This window comes from Geomonas edaphica, from assembly GCF_004917075.1.
Taxonomy (GTDB): Bacteria; Desulfobacterota; Desulfuromonadia; order Geobacterales; family Geobacteraceae; genus Geomonas; species Geomonas edaphica.
This window is the reverse complement of record NZ_SSYB01000003.1, coordinates 138957-159811: the sequence shown is the minus strand read 5'-3', so window position 1 is coordinate 159811 and position 20855 is coordinate 138957. Positions and strand designations below refer to the sequence as shown.

The window sequence follows — 20855 nt, the reverse complement described above, 5'->3', positions numbered from 1 at the left end:
CCTCTGGCGCGGACTTGCCGTGACCGTTGCCGGCGCCGGTCCATCACCCCGCCTGAGTCACGCGCATAGAACCTTATTGCCATGCCGAAGACCTTTGACTATAGTTGCCTCAAATTAAGGAGAAACGTGGGCTTTATCATGAGCGAGATACGGGAAGACAAGATGCAAAGAGTGGAGCAACGGCTGAACTACCGGTTCGCCAAGCGCGAACTTCTGGAAGAGGCGCTCACCCACCGCACCTACGTGAACGAGGCGGGCGGCAAGGACAACCAGCGCCTGGAGTTTTTCGGCGACGCCGTGCTTGATTTTCTCCTCTCGGACCTGCTGCTCGTGCGTTTTCCGCAAAGCAGGGAAGGGGAACTCACCAAGATGCGCGCGGCGCTCGTGGACGAGGTGAGCCTCGCCCGCATCGCCGGGAGCCTTGAGCTCGGCGCGTCGCTGCGCCTTGGCAAAGGGGAGGAGAAGGGGGGCGGGCGTGAGAAGCGCTCGCTCTTGGCCGACGCCTTCGAGGCCCTTCTCGCCGCGGTCTATCTCGACGGCGGCATCGACGCGGTGCGCGCCGTCGTGCACGGGCTCTTCGAGCCGCTTCTCTCCTGTCCCGAGATCCTGAGCGGACGGGACGCCAAGACCGAACTGCAGGAGCGCGCCCGGCTTCTTCGCGGCGAACTGCCGCGTTACCAGCTGAAACAGGCGAGCGGCCCAGACCACGACCGGAGCTTCAGCGTCGAGGTGTACATCGGCGAAGAGCTCATGGGGGAAGGGGTGGGGCGCACCAAGAAGGAGGCCGAGCAGGATGCGGCCCGCGCCGCGATGCAGCTTCTCAAGGGGAAGCCTTGAGGCCGCTGTTCGTCCCTTTCTTCATCCCGCACCTTGGGTGCCCGCACCGCTGCGTCTTTTGCGATCAGGAGAAGGTGGCGGGGGCGCGGGGCGTCCTTCCCACCCCGGCCGAGCTCCTCTCGCGCATCGAGGAGTACCGCGCCGGCGCCCCCGGGCGCAGCCTCGAGGTCGCCTTTTACGGCGGGACCTTCACGGCGCTCCCCCCGGCCGATCAGGAGGCGCTGCTCGCCCCTCTGCAGCCGCTTCTCGAGTGCGGGATCCTCGCCTCGGTCCGTCTTTCGACGCGCCCCGACGCGGTGGATGCGGGGAGGGCACGGTTTCTGCGCGAGCGGGGCGTCGCCACCGTCGAACTCGGCGTCCAATCGATGGACCCCGAGGTGCTCCTTTTTTCCGGGCGCGGCCACGGGGTCGCCGAAGTGGAACTTGCCGTGGCGGCCCTGAAGGAAGCCGGCATCGCGGTCGGTATCCAGCTCATGCCCGGGCTTCCCGGCGACACGTGGGAGCGCTCGCTTGCCACGCTGCGCGTCGCCATCGCCCTTCGCCCCTCCTTCCTGCGCATCTATCCCACCCTCGTCATAGAGGGGACCGAACTTGCCGAGCGTTACCGGTGCGGCACCTACACTCCGCTCGCACTCCCGGATGCGGTCATCCTCTGCAAGGAGATGCTTGTCGCCGCCGCGTGCGCCGGTATCCCGGTGATCCGTATGGGGCTTCAGCCGACGGCCGAGCTGGAGCGCCCCGGCACGCTCCTCGCGGGCCCCTACCATCCCGCCTTCGGGCAGCTCGTCGCCTCCGAGATCTGCTTCGACGTCATGTGCGCCCTTCTTGAAGGCGTCCCGGCCGGAAGCCACGTCTCCTTCGGTGCGCCGCGCGGCAGGGTTTCCGACCTCATCGGGCAGAAGAGGGGGAACCTCGCGCGCCTTGGCGCGCAACACGGCGTTGACGCCTCGGTTCATGAGGACGCGGCACTCGACCCGCAGCTCATCTCTCTTAACTGGCAAGGCGGGGTGCGTTACGCCCGTCGCCCGGACCTACACCCGCAGCACTAGGCATTGCGCCGCTTCGGTGTATACTGTGTCGGTGTCCCCGACGCCTGCCGGGGACGCAAAGAGAGCTTTCCTTGCTAAACCTTTTCCCGTATGTTGTACCGCTTTCTAATTACGTATAAGAGCCAGGAGGGCTATGCATGTCTGAACAGGTGTTCCGTTCCGGTTTCGTCTCCATCGTGGGGCGCCCGAACGTCGGTAAATCCACGCTGTTAAACCGCATCCTTGGTGAGAAGCTCATGATCACCTCGGACAAGCCGCAGACCACCCGCAACCAGATCAAGGGCATCCACAACATACCCGGCGGCCAGATCGTCTTCCTCGACACCCCCGGCATCCATCGCGCAAAGACCCGTCTCAACAAGTTCATGGTGGACGAGGCACTCTCCTCGGTGCAGGGCGTCGACCTGATCCTCTTTCTCGTGGACGGCGCCGCCGACCCGGAAAAGGAGGCGGGGATGATCAAGGAGGTGCTTTCCGGCGTGGAGGCGCCCGTGATCCTCGTGATGAACAAGATCGACCTGGTCCCCAAGGGCGAGCTTCTGGAGCGCATGGGGATCTACGGCGACACCTACCCGTTCAAGGAGATCATCCCGGTTTCCGCGAGCACCGGCGACGGAGTCGAGCAGCTCGTGCAGCTGGTGCATGGCCTTCTCCCTGAAGGGCCCTGCTATTTCCCGGACGACATCTTGACCGACGTGCCGGAGCGCTTCATCGTTGCCGAGATCGTCAGGGAGAAGATCTTCCGGCTGACGCATGACGAGGTCCCGTACTCGGTCGCCGTCGTGGTGGACAGTTTCAAGGAGCGTGAAAACGGCGTCGTCGCCATCCAGGCGACCATCAACGTCGAGCGCGACTCGCAGAAGGGGATCATCATCGGCCGCAGGGGGGAGATGCTCAAAAAGATCGGTACCCAGTCGCGCCAGGAAATCGAACGCCTGCTCGATGCCAAGGTCTTCCTGGAACTGTTCGTTCGGGTGAGCGGCGAGTGGAGCGACAACAGCCGCATGCTGAAGGAGTTCGGCTACGAGTCGTAGGTATGCCGGAGCCGGTTTCGGCTCCTCATGAGTAAAAGCTTGCATACCATTAGATCTCCTGATATTATAACGACGTTTTTTAAAACGATAAAGGCTACTCTTGTGCTGGTGGTATTTCCCGCATGATTTCTGCGACTTTTTTGTAGATAGCTGTTCTAAAGTTTCGCGTATACATTAACATAGTTTTTTTTGACATAAGTCATGTCGGATAGTAAGGTTCTGCCCTATTTTCGCTAACCATACGAAAACACGCAAGGAGACGACACTATGGCACTTAGAAAGTATGCCGGCTACGCCTGGAACCTGATCAGTCTGGTCGGCATGATCCTCGCCGTCACCGCGACCAGCCTGATCATCGGCTTCCTCTCGTACGAGGGGATCACGGGCGTCGAGAAGCCTTACCTCGGTCTGATGACCTATTTCCTTTTCCCGGGCATGCTCATCGTGGGCCTGCTTTTGGTTCCGCTTGGGGCCTACATCGTGCGGGAGAAAAGGCGCAGGCATCCCGAAGAGGACATCGCCCCCTTCCCGCGGGTGGACTTCAACGATGCGCACAAGCGCCATCTGTTCATCTTCTTCGTCGTCGCCAGCATCGGTTTTGTCCTCATCGTATCCGTCGCTTCGCTGAAGGGGTACGAGTTCACCGAGTCGACCACCTTCTGCGGCGAGCTCTGTCACAAGGTGATGGAGCCGGAGCACGTGGCATGGGCCAACTCCCCGCACGCCAAGGTTAAATGCGTCGAGTGCCACGTGGGACCGGGCGCCGCATGGTACGTGAAGGCTAAGATCTCCGGGATGAGGCAGCTTTACGCCGTCGCCTTCCACACTTATCCTGAGACCATCCAGACCCCGATCGACAACCTCCGCCCGGCGCGTGACACCTGCGAGCACTGCCACTGGCCGGAGAAGTTCTACGCCGGGCGCCAGAAGGTGTTCTACCACTATGCGCCGAACGAGGAGAACACCCCCCGCGAGATCAACATGCTGATCAATATCGGCGGGACACCGAAGAGCCAGCACAACAAGGGGATCCACTGGCACATCGGTCAGGAGGTCCGCTACATCGCGACCGACCGGCAGCGTCTGGACATCCCGTACATCGCGGTCAAGGAGAAGGACGGCTCGATCACCGAGTATTTCAATACCGAGAAGCCGCTCTCCAAGGCGGATGTCGCCAAGGCTGAGAAACGCGTCATGGACTGCCTCGATTGCCACAACCGCCCGGCCCACATCTACCGCTCCCCGGGTGTGGAGATGGACGAGGCCTTGGCCGCCAAGCGCATTGACATCGCACTGCCGTACCTGAAGAAGACTGCGGTCGAGATCCTCACCAGGCCGTACAAGAACAAGGAAGAGGCCACGGCGACCATCGCCAAGGACCTGCCGGAGTACTACGCGAAGAATTACCCGAACGTCTCCAAGCAGAAGACCAAGGAGATTGCCCACGCGGTGACCGTGGTGCAGGACATCTACACCAGGAACTTCTTCCCGGCGATGAAGGTTAGCTGGAACACCTACCCGAACCACATCGGCCACTTCTACACTCCGGGTTGCTTCCGCTGCCACGATGGCAAGCACAAGACGGCAACCGGCAAGGTGATCTCCAAGGACTGCAACATGTGCCACACCGTCCTTAGCCAGAAGCAGGAGAATATCCTGGAGGGAAGTAAGCACAGTGAGTTCGTGCACCCGGTCGACATCGGCGACGAGCTCTTCAAGGCGAACTGCAGCGACTGCCACAGCGCAGGCGGGCAGGACGTCCCGGGCGGCGAGCAACACGCCAAGAAATAAGAGTTAAAGGCTGCACCAGAAAGCCCCCGGAGTGATCCGGGGGCTTTCTTTTTACCGCTCGCGCGCGTATGGCCCCAAGGGGGCGGTTCGATTCAAGTTTTTCCAGATTAACGACCTTGTATCTTTGTCTTAACGGTGCTATACCTTACCCTGTTTTCAGGACCTTTGGGGGAGCAACCGATGTTGATGAAGTCTTCGGAAGTGGCCGCGTTGCTGCATCAGGACGAGAGCACGGTCATGAAGTGGATCAAGAGGGATAAACTGCCGGCCACCCTGGTGCGGGGCACGTTCCAGATCAACCGGGTGGACCTGCTTGAGTGGGCGACCGAGCACGGTATCAAGGTGCCGCCGGAGCTGTTCGAGGCGGCGCAGGCCGATGTCGAGCTCCCCACGCTCAGCCAGGCGCTCGAGGCGGGCGGTGTGCACTGCGGCGTAGCCGGCGACGACAAGCTCTCCGTGCTGCGCAACATGGTGAACCTCCTGCCGCTTCCCCCGCAGATGGACCCGGAGTTCCTGCTCCAGGTGCTTCTGGCCCGCGAGGCCCTCGGCACCACCGCCATCGGCGACGGCATCGCCATCCCGCACGTCCGCAACCCCATTCTCCTGCAGAACAAGCCGCTGCCCGCCGTCACGCTTTGTTTCCTGGAAAAGCCCATCGACTTCGGCGCCCTCGACGGCCTCCCGGTGCGCATCCTCTTCCTTATCACCAGTCCGACAGTTAAGGTGCATCTGCACCTGCTTTCACGACTCGCTTACGCCCTGCACGACAAGGAATTCCGGGCCTCCCTGAACCTTGCCTGTGATCCCGCGGCCATCATGGAGGCGGCAAGGCGCTGCGAGCGCGGCAAAAGGAGCTGACCATGTTCCTCTCCGGCGAGCCTGCGACGTCCCTTGTACTGTTGTTGCTCGCCGGTGGCTGCCAGCTCGTCTCCGGTGTGCCGCTTCTGCTGCAGAAGGAGTCGCGTCCCGCCCAGAAGTTCGGCGTCGCCTTCATGGTGGCCGCTTCCCTGCTAGGCCTTGCCGGCGCCCTCTTCGCCCTCGTTCACCCTGTTCCCGGAAGCTTCTTGCTCCCCTCCGGGCTTCCTTTCGGCGACCTTGAGATCGGCGTCGATCCCCTTTCCGCCTTCTTCCTGCTTCCAGTCTATACAATTATCGGCTGCAGCGCGGTTTACGGCGCCGCCTACTGGCCCGTCGACCGCCATCCGGCGCACGGCGGTAAGCTCGCCTTTTTCCTGGGACTCCTCGGGGCGTCGCTCACCATGCTTTTCATCGCGAAGAGCATGATGCTTTTTCTCATGGCCTGGGAGGTGATGGCCTTCGCGGCCTACTTCGCCCTCACCGCCGAAGACGAGAAGGAGCAGGTGCGCGAGGCGGGAACGCTCTACCTGATCACGGCGCATCTCGGTGCGCTGGCGCTTTTCGCCACCTTCTCGCTGATCAACGCCGCGACCGGCGCCTACCTTTTCCCGGCCGAGGGGGCACTCCCCGCCGCGGGGCCCGTCGCTACCGGTATCTTTCTCACCGCCCTCGTCGGTTTCGGGATGAAGGCGGGCGTGATGCCGCTGCACATCTGGCTCCCCTCAGCCCACGCCAACGCGCCGAGCCACATCTCCGCGATCCTTTCCGGGCTGGTGCTGAAGACCGGCATCTACGGGATGATGCGCATCTTCTCAGGGTTCGCGGCGCCGCCGGTCTGGTGGGGGGGGCTGGTTCTGCTCCTTGGCTGCATCTCCGCCGTTGTCGGAGTCGTCTACGCCATCGGACAGCATGACCTGAAACGGCTTCTCGCCTACCACAGCATCGAGAACATCGGCATCATCATGATGGGATTGGGGATCGCCCTGATCGGCGACAGCCAGGGACGACCTGCGTTGGTGGCGCTCGGAGCGGGTGGGGCGCTGCTGCACGTGATGAACCACGCGCTTTTCAAGGCGCTGCTCTTCCTGTCGGCGGGATCGGTGATCCATGCCGTGCACACCCGCGAGATCGACCTCTTGGGTGGCGTCTCGCGGCGGCTTCCCTACACGGCGCTCTTTTTCCTGGTCGGGGCGGTGGCGATCTGCGGACTCCCGCCTCTGAACGGTTTCGTGAGCGAGCTGATGGTCTATTTAGGCTCCTTCAGCGCCGTCGGGACCGCCGGCAGCGTCGCCGGGTTGCTTCCGGCGCTCGCCGCGCCGGTACTTGCGCTGGTAGGGGGGCTGGCGGTTGCCTGTTTCGTGAAGGTCTTTGGTGTGGTTTTCTTGGGTGCGCCGCGCTCGAGTGCGCATGACGGTGGGGAAGAAGCGGCGGGGGGGATGCTGGCGCCGATGTGGGTGCTTGCCTTGTGCTGCGCGCTGATCGGGCTCTTCCCCGGGCTTTTCGGGCATCTTCTGAATGAGGCGCTAGTTGAGTACCAGGGTGCGCTCGCCTCGCAGGGGATCTGGAACCTGGTGCCATTCAACTGGATTTCCTTGCTTGGACTGGGGCTGATTCTGCTGCTCGTCCTGCTCTGGGTCTTCTTTGCCAGGAGCGCCGCCAAGTTGCCGGTGCAGGTCGGCCCCACCTGGGGGTGCGGTTATCTGAGGCCATCGCCGAGAATACAATACACCGCGTCATCGTTTGGCTCCACGGTGGTGCGCTGGTTTTCCGTGATGCTCCGTCCGGAGGAGCATCGGGAAGAGGTGCAGGGGCTTTTTCCGGGAGCTTCCAGTCGAGCGACCCACGTCCCCGAGACCACGCTGGAGAAGATCTACCTTCCCTTCCTGGAGTATCTCTTCGAGAAGGCCGCGCCGGTGCGCAGGCTTCAGCACGGCAGGCTGAACATCTACATCTTCTATACCTTCCTCACGCTGGTGCTGCTGCTTGCGCTGACTTGATAAACCCCGCCCCCGGAGGGGGAGGGCAGGGAGGGGGCTTTTGTCCGGCATGAAATCCCCCCTCCCGACCCTCCCCCTGCGGGGGGAGGAGCGTGGACGAATGCTCAACGTCGAACGTTGAAGTACCTCACGCCTTTTTAAACACCGGCATGACCTTGTTCAGCACGTAGAAGATGCAGAAGGGGACGATGGCGACGATGAGGGCGCCGAAGAGCCCTTCCTTCAGGGTCTCCATGCTGGTCGGCCAAATCGGCAGGACGTAGTGCATGAACCCAGAGAAGGACGAGGAGAACGCCTGCCCGCCGATGACGACGTTCCAGCGCATCATGAAGACCCCTAAAAGCACGAGCACCGTCCCGACCGTGGCGCGTCTGATGGTGAGCCCGGGGATCAGGAAGAGGAAGAAGGGGACCAGGTTCCCTAGCCCGTACTGGATCACGAAGATGTTCACGAAGTCCCGCTCGTAGATTACGCTCCGCAGGATGTCCCACGATTTGACAGCTGTGTACCCCCTGAAGATCAGGTCGAGAAGCTCCAGAGTGATCGCCGCCACCATGAACATGAGGAGGTAGCGCGAGGTCATGGCGACTACGTGCGCCTCGGCGCTCTTCAGCTCCTCCATGGAGGGGATCTCGGGATGGGCGAGGCGGCGCCTGAGCGAGAGCTGCTTCCTGATTTCCATGGTGAGAATGTAGGTGAGGATGCAAAGGGCGATACCGGAGACGACCGCGGAACATATGAAGATGACCGGCATGAGCGGCGTCATCCAGAGCGCGTTGGCCTTCACCGAGCCGAAGATGAAACCGGCGTAGCCGTGCAGGAAGCAGGCGACCGGGATGCCCGCCGCGGCGAGCTTTTTCACCGCCCGCTCGTCCGCCTCGAGCGCCTCGTGCGAGACGTCCCACGCGCCGAGGGTGAGGACCGAGAAGAGGATGCAGCGCAGCTTGTCCACTGCCCCCGGTTGCGGCAGCGCCTTCAATTCCTGCGCCGTCTCCACGAAGTGCTTCCGGTACACGAACCAGAGCTCGGACGCGACGATCATGCCGTAGGTGCTGAAGACGATGCCGAAGGCGGCGATGGCCGAGGTGAAGTGCGGCGTCATCATCACCTCGATCCCCCTGAACGGCTGCTGCAGGTGCATCAAAAGCGGCAGCATGGCAACGGGCAACAGCGCGAACGAGAAGACCAGCGAGAAACGCGCGATGTCTTTGAGCTGCTTCACCCCGAAGACGTGGTACAGCGAGGAGAGCACGAAGGCGCCCGCCACGAGGCCGGTCATGAAGGGGTACATGACGATCTGGATGGTCCAGTAGATGTACTCGTTGGGATAGGTGAAAAACTCCTTTATGGTCCAGGCTTCTCCGTGCACCATGGCTATTTCACCTCCTTGGAGAGCCCCAGGTAGAACACCTGCGGCTTGGTTCCGTACTCTTCTTTAAGCACATTCACTCGCTCGGTCATGATCACCTTGGTCACCGGGTCTTCCGGGTCCCGCAGGTTCCCCACGCGCCGGGCGCCGAAGGCGCAGCTGTCGACGCAGGCGGTTTGCATCCCCTTGGTGATGCGGTGGTAGCAGAAGTTGCACTTCTCGGCCACGTGGTAGACCGGGTGGAAAAAGCGTACCCCGTACGGGCACCCCATGATGCAGTAGCCGCAGCCTATGCACCACTTGCGGTCGACGAGCACCACGCCGTCCGCGGTCTGGTAGGTGGCCCCCACCGGGCAGACCTGCACGCAGGGCGGGTTGTCGCACTGGTTGCACAGCTTCGGCACGAAGAACGCCTTCTCGATGTCCTCGTCCCTGATCTCCTCCAACTTGCCGTGGCCGATGTCGATTCCCTTTTCCGGGAAGCCGTCGCGCGCCCCCTTCGGGGAGTCGATGTGGGTCTTGCCGTCGTTGGTGACCACGTAGCGCTCGACCCAGGTGCGGGTCACGTTGGCATCGTAAGGGACCTCGTTCTCCACCTTGCACCCCTTGACGCAGAAGCCGCAGCCGACGCACTTGCGGGTGTCCACCAGGAACACCCAACGGGGCCCCTTCTGGTCCTTCTCGGCGAGAAGTTTGCGCGGATCGAAGAGTTCCAGCGCGGCGAGGGGAACGGCGAGGCCGCCGGCGATGAGCAGCGATTTTTTACAGAAGGATCGTCTAGTGATCATCTCTTGTGTCCCTCCTTCCTGGGATCGTGCGGCCAGTGGCAGGTCACGCAGTCAAGCCCGACGTTGTGCGTCTTCGGATCGATTCCCTTCATGACGCCGCGGTTGCTGCCGGGGTAGGGGAGGCGGGTGTGGCAGCGCGCGCAGAGTTCGCGGCTGCGGTCCATGGTCAGGGTGTGGGGATCGTCCGGGTGGTTCAGGGCGGGTCCGTGACAGTTCTCGCAGTTGATGTTGCGGTGCGGGGACTCCTTCATCTCGTCGTACTTGTCGCGGTGGCACTGCATGCAGTGCTGAGCGGTCTTGTACTTCACCGCCACCTCTTTCCACTGCTGCTCGTTGCCGGCGCGGTGCCAGCCGTACATGTACCCCCGCGCACCGACGCCGAAGTCGGCCGGCACCAGGAGCTTGCGCGCCACCAGCACCAGGGCGATCACCACCAGCACGACGAAAAGCGGTCGCCAAACGTGACTCTTCACGTCACCCTCCTTTTGTTTAGTTGTTCAAAAAGTTGCTGGGAATCAGGATTCAACTGCCCACGTAGTGCTGCACGAGCCCTAGCGTTCCCCCCTTTGCGAAGGGGGGGCAGGGGGGATTTGGTTTTTTCCAAGGCCGCCTCAGCTAGATGTTCTGTGATTGACCAAAGCAAATCCCCTCTGTCTCCCCTTCGCAAAGGGGAGGACGTGGTGGCATCTGCAGCGCTTCGTGGACAAACTTCCGGTACTCCGGGAGTCCGCGTTGAAACCACGCCTGTTCGCGTGACCTCATTACCGGAGCGCCGTCTTGAAACCCCTTTTTTCTTCGTAATCAATCCCGACAGTGGATGAAAAAAACTATGAATCTGGTATTTTGTATAACATCGTTCGGAATGGATGGACGTGTGGCCTTAATGATAACCCCAGTCGGCAGGAAAACAAGGAACTTGAGCCGTGCGGTTGTTTTATCGGCGCAGCTCAAAGATTAATAATCTTTTTTTGACAAATCGATATTCAGGGAGTATGTTGAGGTCCCTGTCACCCCTGTAAACAGTAACGGCACTTCGTGCCGTGCCGCACGGGGGGCGGCAGTACCGGCAGCTTTGCTCCCCTTCCGCTTCGTGGTGAACGCCGCGGAAGGTTGAAACTCGATGGTCAGATTCGCGATCCGTTCCTGGTTCGAAAGGGTGGGTTATGTTGTTTTTTGACATGATGCGGGACCCGGCATTTCTGGTCCTTTGCGCAATAGTTTTAGCCGGCTGTTCCGGGTTGCCCGGTCTCTTTCTGAGACACGGAACACTGGGACAGCGGCTGGCCTCGGTAGCGGCCCTGACAAGCTCAATTCTCGCGCTGCCTTCCATTCTCTACCTGCTCATCGGCGGTGGAGAAGCAAGCTTCACCCTGAACTGGAACCTCCCCTTTGGCCCCTGCGAAGTCGCCCTCGACCCTCTCTCTCTATTCTTTCTGATCCCCATCTTCCTCATCTTCCCCGCAGGCTCCCTTTACGCCCTCGGTTACTGGCCCGCAACCTCCCATAATTCCGAAAAAAGCGTCACCTTTTTCTACGGTCTCCTCGCCTGTGCCATGGCCATGGTGGTCGTAGCGAGAAACGGGTTTCTCTTCATGATGTCGTGGGAGGTGATGGCGCTCTCCGGCTATTTTCTGCTCGTCGCCGAACATGGTGAGAAAGAGGTGAGAAGCGCAGGGATCGTGTACCTGGTGGCGAGCCACTTGGGTGGGGCGGCGCTGACGGCCCTTTTCGCTTCGCTTTTCTGGATCACCGGGAGCTTCTCCTTTCCGGCGCCGCAGTCCCTGGCCGTCGCCGGCGGCGTCACGAGCGTCCTCTTCCTCCTCGCCCTGGCCGGTTTTGGTTCCAAGGCCGGGATGATGCCGCTCCACCTGTGGCTCCCGTCGGCGCACGCCAACGCGCCGAGTCACGTATCCGCGCTCCTCTCCGGCGTGATGCTCAAGGTCGGGATCTATGGCCTTCTGCGGGTCATGTCCTTCGTGTCGGAACGTCCGCTCTGGTGGGGCGCGCTCCTCACCGCGGTAGGGCTCACCTCCGCCCTTGCCGGGATCTGCGTCGCCTCGGCGCAAAAGGACATCAAGCGTCTGCTCGCCTACAGCAGCATCGAAAACCTCGGGATCATAACCACCGGCATCGGCCTCTTCCTTCTGGGGGAGGGAAGCGGCAACCCGCGCCTCGCCTTCCTGGGGCTTGCCGCCGCGCTGTTCCACGTCCTGAACCACGCCATATTCAAGCCGCTGCTCTTTTTCTGCGCCGGGAGCGTCATGCACGCCGCCGGGACCCGCGACCTCGACCGGATGGGGGGACTCGCGCGCCGTCTTCCCTTCACCGCCTTCTTCGCCCTGTGCGGTTCCATCGCCATCTGCGGTCTCCCTCCCTTCAACGGCTTCGCCTCCGAGATGCTCCTTTACTTGGGCTTCTTCGGGGAGGCCCGCTCCGCAGCGCCCTTTATCGCGCTCGGGGCGCCGGTCCTCGCCATGGTGGGGGGCGTTGCGGTGATCGCCTTCGTGAAACTCTACGGCATCGCTTTTCTGGGCGAACCCCGCACCGAAGCCGCCGCGCACGGACACGAGGCGCCGGTCACCATGCTCGCCCCGATTGGCCTCCTCGCGGCCCTTTCCCTTCTGGGCGGGCTTTTCCCGCCGGTCTTCATGGCGTTGGTGCAGCCGGCACTGAGGGCGCTCGCCCCGGACACCGGGCTTGTCTCGGCGCTGCCGGTGCCCCCGGTCTGGTTTGCCGTCGCGGGGGGAAGCGTGCTCATCCTGGCTGCCGTCCTGTACCTCTTCCTGCAGGGGAGGGTGAAGGGATGCTCGACCTCGGGACCCACCTGGGGATGCGGCTACTTGCGCCCTTCGCCGCGCATCCAGTACACCGGCAGCTCCTTCGGCGTCTTCTTCTCGTCCCTCTCCGGCGCCCTGATCCGGACCCGGCTCCATGTCGATCCGGTGCGGGGACTTGCCCCGGCGGCGGCGAGGCTCAGTTACGCGCCGGAGGAGACCCTGCTGCATCGGGTGGTGCTCCCGTTCCTGAACATCGCGGGGGTCGCCTGCGCCTTCCTGAGAAGGCTGCAGCATGGCGAGGTGCAGATCTACATCCTCTACATCTTCGTGACGCTGATGCTGCTTCTTTTGTGGGTGCATTGAATTATGCGAGCATGATTGCGAACAGGAGTCGGACATGATCGACACAATCTTCCACATGGCGCTGGTGCTCGCCATGCCCCCGCTGCTTCTCGGGGTGATCGGCAAGACCAAGGCGGCCTTCGCGGGCCGGGTCGGCGCCCCTTTTCTGCAGCCCTACTACGATATGGGGCGGCTGATGCAAAAGGGGATCGTCCTCTCGGATAGCACGACCTGGATCTTCCGCGCCGGTCCCGTGGTGACGCTCGCCGCGACCCTCTTCGCCTCGCTTCTGGTACCTCTCGGGCGACACGCCGCACCGATCTCCTTCGAGGGGGACATGATCCTCTTCGCCTATCTCTTCGCCCTGGGGCGCTTCTTCACCACGACCGCGGCGCTCGACACCGCCTCGAGCTTCGAGGGGATGGGGGCGGCCCGCGAGGTCACCTTCTCCTGCCTCGCCGAGCCGACCCTCTTCTTCGCTCTCATCACGCTCACGAGGCTTTCGGGGACCATGAGTCTCACGCCGATGCTGCAGCACGTGACACTCTCGGTATGGCTCGCCACCGGTGCCGCTCTCATCCTGCTTTTGGCCGGGCTCTTCGTGGTGGTCCTCGCCGAGAACTGCCGCATCCCCTTCGACGACCCGAACACCCACTTGGAGCTCACCATGATCCACGAGGTGATGGTGCTCGACCACAGCGGGCCCTATTTCTGCTGCATACTCTACGGCGCGGCCCTGAAGCTCTACCTCCTGGGCGCGCTCTTCGTGAACATCGCGCTTCCCTTTTCCTCGGGTAACGGCTATCTCGACTGGGGCATCTTCGCCTGCGGCATGCTGGGGCTTGCCGTCGCCATCGGTGTGGTCGAGTCGGTGATGGCGCGCCTGAGGCTGATCCGCGTGCCCCAGCTTTTGGTGGCAGCCCTGATTCTGACCGCGTTCTCCCTGGTCCTGGTAGTGAGGTGACGATATGAATTCCCTGGCCGACCAGCTCCTGGTACTTTGCCTACTCATCAACTTCGCCGTCCTCGGCACGAGCCGCCTCGCCTTTTCGGTGCGAAGCGTCGCCGTGCAGGGGGTGCTGCTCGGCGTCCTCCCGGCGCTCGTGCACCCCTTCTCCTGGCACCTGGCCTTCATCGTGGTGAGCATCGTCCTCGTCAAGGGGGCGCTGATCCCGACCCTCATCATCCGCGCCATCAAGAAGGCGGAGATCGAGCGGGAGTTCTCCCCGTTCATCGGCTACATCCCGTCCCTGGTGCTCGGTGCGCTCTTCACCTCGCTCGCCTTCATCTTCGCGGCGAAGCTTCCGCTCGCCCCCGAGCACGAGGGGCTCCTCGTGGTCCCTGCCGCCGCGGCGACCCTCATGTGCGGTTTCCTGGTCCTCATGGGGCGGCGCAAGGCGATCTCCCAGGTGCTCGGCTACCTCCTCATGGAAAACGGGATCTTCCTGTTCGGCCTGCTCCTTGCCGACGCCATGCCGGTCATGGTGGAGGCTGGGGCGCTTCTCGACCTCCTGGTCGGCATCTTCGTCATGGGGATCGTCATCAATCACATCAGCCGCGAGTTCTCGAGCATCGACACCTCGAGACTCTCCGCGCTGAGGGAGGAATAACTGCATGATGTGGGCCCTGGTTCTTCTCCCGCTTTTTGGTGCCGCGCTTACCTGGCTCGTCCCGGACAACCGCCGGCGCGCCTGGGTGCTCCCGGTGGTTTCGCTAGCGCACCTGGCCATCACCGCGACGCTCATCGCCGAGGCTCCCGCGGCGTCCCCGGGGGGGTGGATCCTGCTCGACGCGCTCGGCAAGCTGGTGCTCGCGGGCAACTCCATCCTCTTCACGGTCTGCTCGCTCTACGCCGTAGGCTACCTCGCCTATCGCTTGAAACGCCCGAACCGGGTCCTGTGCGCATCGCTCCTCGTCTGCCTGTCGGCTACTTCGCTCGTCGCCATCTCGCACCACCTGGGGCTCCTATGGATCGCCCTCGAGGCGACCACCCTCACCATGGCGCCCCTCATCTACTTCAACCACAACGCCCGCTCCATCGAGGCGACCTGGAAATACCTCCTCATCTGCTCGGTGGGGATCGCCATCGCCCTTTTGGGGCTCTTCTTTCTTGCCTACTCCACCATCGTCGCAAAGCAGGAGGTGACCCTTCTGCTGCCGACCCTGATCGGCAACGCCGCCGCGCTCCACCCGGGGTGGCGCCACGCCGCCTTCATCTTCCTCCTGGTCGGCTTCGGTTCAAAGATGGGACTCGCCCCCTTGCACACCTGGAAGCCGGACGCCTACGGCGAGGCCCCGGGGCTCGTTGGTGCCCTCCTTGCGGGTGGGCTAGTGAACTGCGCGCTCCTCGCCCTCCTGCGGGTGTACCAGATCGCGGTCGCCTCCACGGAAGGGGCGCTCTTCCAGCAGGTGCTCCTCGTCATGGGGCTTGTCTCCATGGCCTTCGCCGCCGTCTTCATGGCACGCCAGAGCGACTTCAAGAGGATGCTCGCCTACTCAAGCGTCGAGCACGTAGGCATCATCACCGTGGCGCTCGGCCTCGGCAAGGGGGCGCTCTTCGCGGGGCTTTTGCACATGATCAACAACTCCCTCACCAAGGGGGTGCTCTTTCTTTCCTGTGGCAACATCCACCGCGCCTACAACTCGAAGAGCACCCAGTTCGTGCGCGGCGCGATCCGGCGCACCCCATGGTCCGGGGCGCTCTTCATGGCGGCCTTTCTTGCCATCACCGGGTCACCCCCCTTCGCCCCCTTCGTGAGCGAGTTCCTCATCGTCTCCTCCGCCTTCGGGCAGGGAAACCACGTGACCGGCGCGCTCTTCCTGCTGTTCTTAGCCCTCATCTTCATCGGCATGGCCTCGACCGTGCTCCCGGTGGTCCTGGGCGAGGTCCCGAAGGACCTGGAGCGCACCCGTTACCGCGACGCCTTCCCGACCGTGTTCCCGCCGCTCATCCTGATGGGGATCGTGCTGGTCCTGGGGGTATGGATACCCGAGCCGCTGCGGGTGCTCTTGCATGACGCCGCCGCACTTTTGGGAGGTGAGGCATGACCCCTTCCATGGTCTTCACGCAAAACGGCGGCACCCTTTCCCTGCGCGAGATCCCGCAGCACGCCCCGGATCGTTTCGCCCAGGCGCTTCTCTCGGCTCTTTCCGGCGGCTGGCGCGTGGTCTCCTACTTCGGGGTCCAGGCCGAGGACGGGGTGAGGCTTTACTGCCTCCTCTCCTTCAAGAGCCACGCGACCATAGGTGTCATGAGCACGCTGGTCACGGGTAAGTCTTTCTACTCCCTGACCGACGAGGCGCCGCAGCTCCATCTCTTCGAGCGGGAGATAGCTGAGCAGTTCTCGCTGGACCCGGAGGGGCACCCTTGGCCAAAGCCGGTCCGTTTCGCCCCGGCGCTGGGCTCCCTTCCCGGGTCGGCCCCGCACCGCCCGCCGACCATCGGCATCATGGACTTCTATCGCGTCGAGGGGGACGAGGTGCACGAGGTGGCGGTGGGGCCGGTGCACGCCGGCATCATCGAGCCGGGGCACTTCCGCTTCCAGTGCTTTGGCGAGGAGGTGATGCACCTGGAGGTCTCGCTTGGTTACCAGCACCGCGGCGTCGAGCGCATGATGCAGGGGCGCCCGGGCGAGAGGATGAGAAAGCTTGCCGAGACCATGGCCGGGGACACCACCATCGGCCACGGCACCGCCTACGCCATGATCGTGGAGGCGCTCGCCTCGACGGCGCCTCCCGCCCGCGCCCAGGCCGTGCGCGGCATTGCCCTCGAACTGGAGCGCCTGGCGAACCACACCGGGGATCTGGGCGCTATCTCAGGCGACGTGGGCTACCTCCCCACCGCTTCCTTCTGCGGCAGGATCCGGGGCGACTTCCTCAACATGACCGCCGGCATCTGCGGCAGCCGCTTCGGGCGCGACCTGGTGGTTCCCGGCGGCGTCGCCTTCGATCTCTCCGCCGATGGGGCGCGCCAGCTCGCGGACCGGATCAGGACCGCCCGGGACGAGGTGACCAACGCCATCGATCTGCTTTGGGATACCCCGTCCGTGCTGGCAAGGCTCGAGGGGACCGGTGTCGTGAGCGAACAGACCGCCCTGGAGCTAGGCCTTGTGGGGCCCGCGGCGCGCGCGAGCGGGTTGAACCGCGACATCCGGCGCGACCACCCCTTCGGCATCTACAGCATGAGCCAGATCCCGGTGGAGACCGGAAAGAGCGGGGACGTCTATGCCCGGACCATGGTGCGCTGGCTGGAGATGGAGAAGTCGCTCGACTTCATCGAGGAACAGCTCGCCCAACTACCCGGTGGGGCGACGCGGCGCGCGGTGGGGGAGGTTTCCGCGGAATGTCTCGCCGTCGCCCTCACCGAGGGGTGGCGCGGCGAGGTGTGTCACGTGGCGCTCACCGACGCGCGCGGGGCATTTTCCCGCTACAAGGTGACCGACCCCTCCTTCCACAACTGGAGCGGGCTCGCCATGGCGCTGAGAGGTGGGCAGATCTCGGACTTCCCGCTTTGCAACAAGAGCTTCAACCTTTCCTACTGCGGGGTCGACCTGTAGGGGATCGACAGGAGTCGTATCATGATCAAGGCCGTACTCGCCCGCATCAAGCAGGGGCACCGCACCATGGCGTACCCGAAAAAGCCGCTGCCGCTTCCCGAACGCTTTCGGGGGTACCCGGAGCTCAAGGGCTCGCTCTGTCCCGCCGACTGCCGACTCTGCGCCGACGCCTGCCCGGTCGGGGCGATCGGCTGCGACAAGGGGTTAAGCGTCGACCTCGGCAAGTGCCTTTTCTGCGCCGAGTGCTCCGCCGCCTGCCCGCACGGCGCCATCTCCTACTCGGGCGACCACAGCCTTGCGGCGAACCGGCGCGAGGACCTCATAATCCGGGAGGGTGAGGAGCGGCGCCTGGCCCGCGCACTCGACAAGAAGATGCTCTCCATCTTCGGCAGATCGCTCAAGTTTCGCTCCGTCGTCGCCGGCGGGTGCGGCGCCTGCGAAGCGGACAGTAACGTCCTCTCCACCATCGGCTGGGACCTCGGCCGCTTTGGCCTTCAGTTCGTGGCGAGCCCGCGCCATGCCGACGCCCTCTGGGTCACCGGGCCGGTTACCGAGAACATGCGCGAGGCGCTTCTGCTCACCTACCAGGCGATCCCGGCACCTAAGCTCGTCATCGCCTGCGGCGCCTGCGCCATCAACGGCGGTCCCTTCATCGGCTCTTCCGAGGTGCACGACGGCGTGGACGGACTCATCCCGGTGGACCTCTACATCCCGGGGTGCCCACCGCACCCGCTCACCATCCTGGACGGCCTGCTGCGCCTTCTGGACCGGTTGGAGTGAGGTGTCCGGGGTCTTTACTTTTTGCTGGCGTACCCTTTCCATTTAATGTATTGAGTGGGAGGCGGAAATGAGGCTTTGAGGCTGCCGTCGGCGCAGGCCCCGAGCGGCAAAAGTGGAGCCGATGCAAGAAAACATTCAGCACCAAAAAGTGCATAAAAGCCCCGCCTGCAGCGCCAGACTGGTACTGACCGTTATTGCCGCCTTCTTGTTCGGCGCGGCGGTGAGCGGCACCATCATCTGGCTCTACGAGGAGAACCGCGTGCAGAGTCGGCGCCAGGCGGCAGGCGACCTCACCGCCCAGGTGGCGCACGGCATCCGGGACAACCTGAACCGCGCCCTTTCCTCGACCTACGCCCTCGCCGCGCTCATCCGGCAGGGTGACGGTGAAATTTCCAATTTCCCCCAAATAGCCCGGGAAATGCTCGAGCTCTATCCCGGTACCAGCGCCCTCCAGCTTGCCCCCCGTGGGATCATCAGCCAGGTCGTTCCCCTCACCGGCAACGAAAAAGCCATCGGTCACAACCTGCTTGCCGACAACCGGCGCAACAAGGAAGCGCTTCTTGCCTTACGCACCAAGAAGCTCACCCTCGCAGGCCCCTTCGACCTGATCCAGGGCGGAGGCAAGGCCGTCGTCGGCAGACTCCCCGTTTTTATTAAGGAAGAGGGGGGCGAGCGCTTCTGGGGCTTTACCGTCGCCATGCTGCGCCTGCAGGATTTCATGCACAGCTCGAACCTGGAGGTGCTGGGGCAGGATTACAACTACCAGATCTCGCGCACGAACCCGGAGACGGGGAAGAAGGAGGTCTTCTGGTCGGTGGGGAGCCCTCTGCGCGACCCGGTAAGCCAGGAGGTAGCTGTCCCCAACGGCGCCTGGACCGTCTCGGTCGAGCCGGTGCAGGGGTGGCACCTTGGTGGCTTCGTCGCCCTCGAGCTGCTCTTGATCCTGTTCCTCAGTTCCCTCTGCGCGCTCCTCGCCTGGTGGTTCCTGCGCCAGCCCATTCTTTTGCAGCACATGGTGGAAGAGAAGACGCGGGAGCTCTCGGAGTCCAACGAGTTGCTGCAGGTCGAGGTGGCGGAGCGCAAGCACGCCGAGGAGGCCCTCAAGTCCTCGCAGGAGAAGTTTCGTTCCATCTTCGCCTCCCTGACCGATGTCATCCTGGTCCTGGACGCGGAGGGACGCTACCTCGAGATCGCCCCCACCGGGACGAACACCCTTTACCGCCCCCCCGCGGAACTGCTAGGCAAGCGCCTGCACGAGATCTTTCCTAAGGCGCAGGCCGACTCCTTTCTCGCCGCGATCCACGAGGCACAGGAGACGGGGCGCACCGTAACGGTCGAATACCAGCTCTCCATAGGCGGGAAAGAGGTCTGGTTCGCCGGGAGCGTTGCCCCCATGGCACGGGAGCGGGTGGTCTGGTCCGTGCACGACATCACGGAGCGCAAAAACTCCGAGGAAGAGCGTCTTAAACTCGAAAAGCAGATGCTGCACACCCAGAAGCTGGAGAGCCTGGGCGTGCTGGCCGGTGGGATCGCCCACGATTTCAACAACATCCTCACCGCGATCGTCGGTAATGCCGATCTCGCCCTGATGCGTCTCTCCCCCGAGTCACCGGCGGTGGAAAACCTGCGCAGCATAGAGACCGCGGCGTCGCGGGCCGCCGATCTGGCGCGCCAAATGCTCGCCTATTCCGGCAAGGGGCGCTTCGTCACCGAGGAGCTCGACCTGAACCGGCTGGTGGAGGAGATGGGGCACATGCTGAGCGTCTCCATCTCCAAGAAGGCGGCGCTGCGCTACCACCTGCAACACCCGCTTCCCGCGGTGACCGTCGATGCGACCCAGGTCCGTCAGGTGGTGATGAACCTCGTGATCAACTCCTCCGAGGCGATCGGCGATCGAAACGGGGTGATCTCGTTGTCCACCGGCTGCATCGAAGTGACCCCGGAATACCTGAAGGGGGGGTGGCTTTCCGACCCGGTTCCGCCCGGGCGATACGTCTTCCTTGAGGTCGCCGATACCGGCTGCGGCATGGACCGGGATACCATCGGCAAGATCTTCGAGCCCTTTTTCACCACCAAGTTCACCGGACGGGGACTGGGCATGGCCGCCGTCCTCGGCATCGTGCGCGGGCATAGCGGGGCGATCCGGGTCTACAGCGAGCCGGGGGAGGGAAGCACCTTCAAGGTGATGTTTCCTGCCGGAGACAGACCTGCCGCCACCAGCAACCATCGGGATGGTGACTCCGTGCCATGGAAGGGTAGCGGGACCGTGCTCCTCATCGACGACGAGGAGACCATCCGCTCCCTGGCAAGCGAGATGTTGCGTGAGCTGGGGTTCGATGTGGTGGCCGCGGCGGACGGGTTACAGGGGGTTGAGCTTTTCAAAAGCCGCAACGACATCAGCGTCGTGCTGCTCGACCTGACCATGCCGCAGATGGACGGGGAGCAGTGCTTCCGGGAGTTGCGCAGCATCGATCCAGGGGTCAGGGTGATCATCTCCAGCGGCTTCACCGAACACGAGGTGATCCACAAGTTTCTGGGCAAGGGGATCGCAGGTTTCATCCAGAAACCGTACAAGCTTTCCGCGCTGCGAGAGGCGTTCAAGGGGCTCTGCAAAGAGTAGCCCTTGTCAACGCCCCCTTCTTTGAGTAGTATCCAGCTTTCGCACCTTCCAATACAC

Annotated in this window: 16 protein-coding genes; 13 read left to right on the top strand and 3 right to left on the bottom strand. The window is 63.3% G+C overall.

What is annotated here, in order from left to right; translation table 11 throughout:
* Positions 1-138: 138 nt before the first annotated feature.
* The 6 genes from rnc (at position 139) to E8K79_RS09735 (ending at position 7566) form a co-directional block, all read left to right on the top strand.
* Positions 139-837 carry a ribonuclease III gene (rnc, locus tag E8K79_RS09760; RefSeq protein WP_136514584.1) on the top strand — a complete coding sequence of 233 codons (699 nt, stop codon included), beginning with the start codon at positions 139-141 and terminating at the stop codon, positions 835-837.
* A complete protein-coding gene (locus E8K79_RS09755) occupies positions 834-1886 on the top strand; it encodes an elongator complex protein 3 (protein WP_136514583.1) in 1053 nt (350 codons plus the stop codon). The genes rnc and E8K79_RS09755 overlap by 4 nt, the downstream gene beginning before the upstream one ends.
* 137 nt (positions 1887-2023) lie before the next feature.
* Positions 2024-2920 carry a GTPase Era gene (gene era / locus E8K79_RS09750; protein WP_136514582.1) on the top strand — a complete coding sequence of 299 codons (897 nt, stop codon included), beginning with the start codon at positions 2024-2026 and terminating at the stop codon, positions 2918-2920.
* A gap of 267 nt (positions 2921-3187) precedes the next feature.
* Positions 3188-4711 carry a NapC/NirT family cytochrome c gene (locus E8K79_RS09745; RefSeq protein ID WP_136514581.1) on the top strand — a complete coding sequence of 508 codons (1524 nt, stop codon included), beginning with the start codon at positions 3188-3190 and terminating at the stop codon, positions 4709-4711.
* 180 nt (positions 4712-4891) lie between these two features.
* Positions 4892-5569: a PTS sugar transporter subunit IIA gene (locus E8K79_RS09740; RefSeq protein WP_136514580.1), complete on the top strand. Its 678-nt coding sequence runs from the start codon at positions 4892-4894 to the stop codon at positions 5567-5569.
* A gap of 2 nt (positions 5570-5571) precedes the next feature.
* Complete coding sequence (locus E8K79_RS09735) at positions 5572-7566, top strand: proton-conducting transporter transmembrane domain-containing protein (protein ID WP_136514579.1); 1995 nt, start codon at positions 5572-5574, stop codon at positions 7564-7566.
* Positions 7567-7693: 127 nt separating this feature from the next.
* Here the strand turns inward: E8K79_RS09735 and nrfD are convergent, their stop codons facing one another.
* The 3 genes from nrfD to E8K79_RS09720 are packed head-to-tail and all read right to left on the bottom strand — an operon-like array spanning position 7694 to position 10196.
* Positions 7694-8938: an NrfD/PsrC family molybdoenzyme membrane anchor subunit gene (gene nrfD / locus E8K79_RS09730; RefSeq protein ID WP_136514578.1), complete on the bottom strand. Its 1245-nt coding sequence runs from the start codon at positions 8936-8938 to the stop codon at positions 7694-7696.
* Positions 8939-8940: 2 nt separating this feature from the next.
* Positions 8941-9723 carry a 4Fe-4S dicluster domain-containing protein gene (locus E8K79_RS09725; protein WP_162604643.1) on the bottom strand — a complete coding sequence of 261 codons (783 nt, stop codon included), beginning with the start codon at positions 9721-9723 and terminating at the stop codon, positions 8941-8943.
* The gene (locus E8K79_RS09720; RefSeq protein WP_136514577.1) at positions 9720-10196 is read right to left on the bottom strand and encodes a multiheme c-type cytochrome; all 477 of its coding nucleotides are present in this window, start codon (positions 10194-10196) and stop codon (positions 9720-9722) included. The genes E8K79_RS09725 and E8K79_RS09720 overlap by 4 nt, the downstream gene beginning before the upstream one ends.
* Before the next feature lie 690 nt (positions 10197-10886).
* On the opposite strand from E8K79_RS09720, the gene E8K79_RS09715 reads away from it, so the two are divergent.
* The 7 genes from E8K79_RS09715 to E8K79_RS09685 all read left to right on the top strand — a co-directional run bounded on the left by E8K79_RS09715 (position 10887) and on the right by E8K79_RS09685 (position 20798).
* Positions 10887-12863, top strand: coding sequence for a proton-conducting transporter transmembrane domain-containing protein (locus tag E8K79_RS09715; protein WP_246043786.1), 1977 nt, complete (start codon positions 10887-10889; stop codon positions 12861-12863).
* Between the two features lie 34 nt (positions 12864-12897).
* Positions 12898-13806: a respiratory chain complex I subunit 1 family protein gene (locus E8K79_RS09710; protein ID WP_136514576.1), complete on the top strand. Its 909-nt coding sequence runs from the start codon at positions 12898-12900 to the stop codon at positions 13804-13806.
* A 4-nt stretch (positions 13807-13810) separates the two neighbouring features.
* A complete protein-coding gene (locus E8K79_RS09705) occupies positions 13811-14452 on the top strand; it encodes a hydrogenase (protein ID WP_135870678.1) in 642 nt (213 codons plus the stop codon).
* A 4-nt stretch (positions 14453-14456) separates the two neighbouring features.
* Entirely contained in the window at positions 14457-15890 is a 1434-nt protein-coding gene (locus E8K79_RS09700) for a proton-conducting transporter transmembrane domain-containing protein (protein ID WP_136514575.1), read from the top strand.
* A complete protein-coding gene (locus tag E8K79_RS09695; RefSeq protein ID WP_136514574.1) occupies positions 15887-17398 on the top strand; it encodes a hydrogenase large subunit in 1512 nt (503 codons plus the stop codon). The genes E8K79_RS09700 and E8K79_RS09695 overlap by 4 nt, the downstream gene beginning before the upstream one ends.
* 21 nt (positions 17399-17419) lie before the next feature.
* Positions 17420-18178: an NADH-quinone oxidoreductase subunit B family protein gene (locus E8K79_RS09690; RefSeq protein WP_136514573.1), complete on the top strand. Its 759-nt coding sequence runs from the start codon at positions 17420-17422 to the stop codon at positions 18176-18178.
* A gap of 121 nt (positions 18179-18299) precedes the next feature.
* On the top strand, positions 18300-20798 hold the full coding sequence (locus E8K79_RS09685) for a response regulator (protein WP_198419807.1): 2499 nt from the start codon (positions 18300-18302) through the stop codon (positions 20796-20798).
* Positions 20799-20855 lie beyond the last annotated feature (57 nt).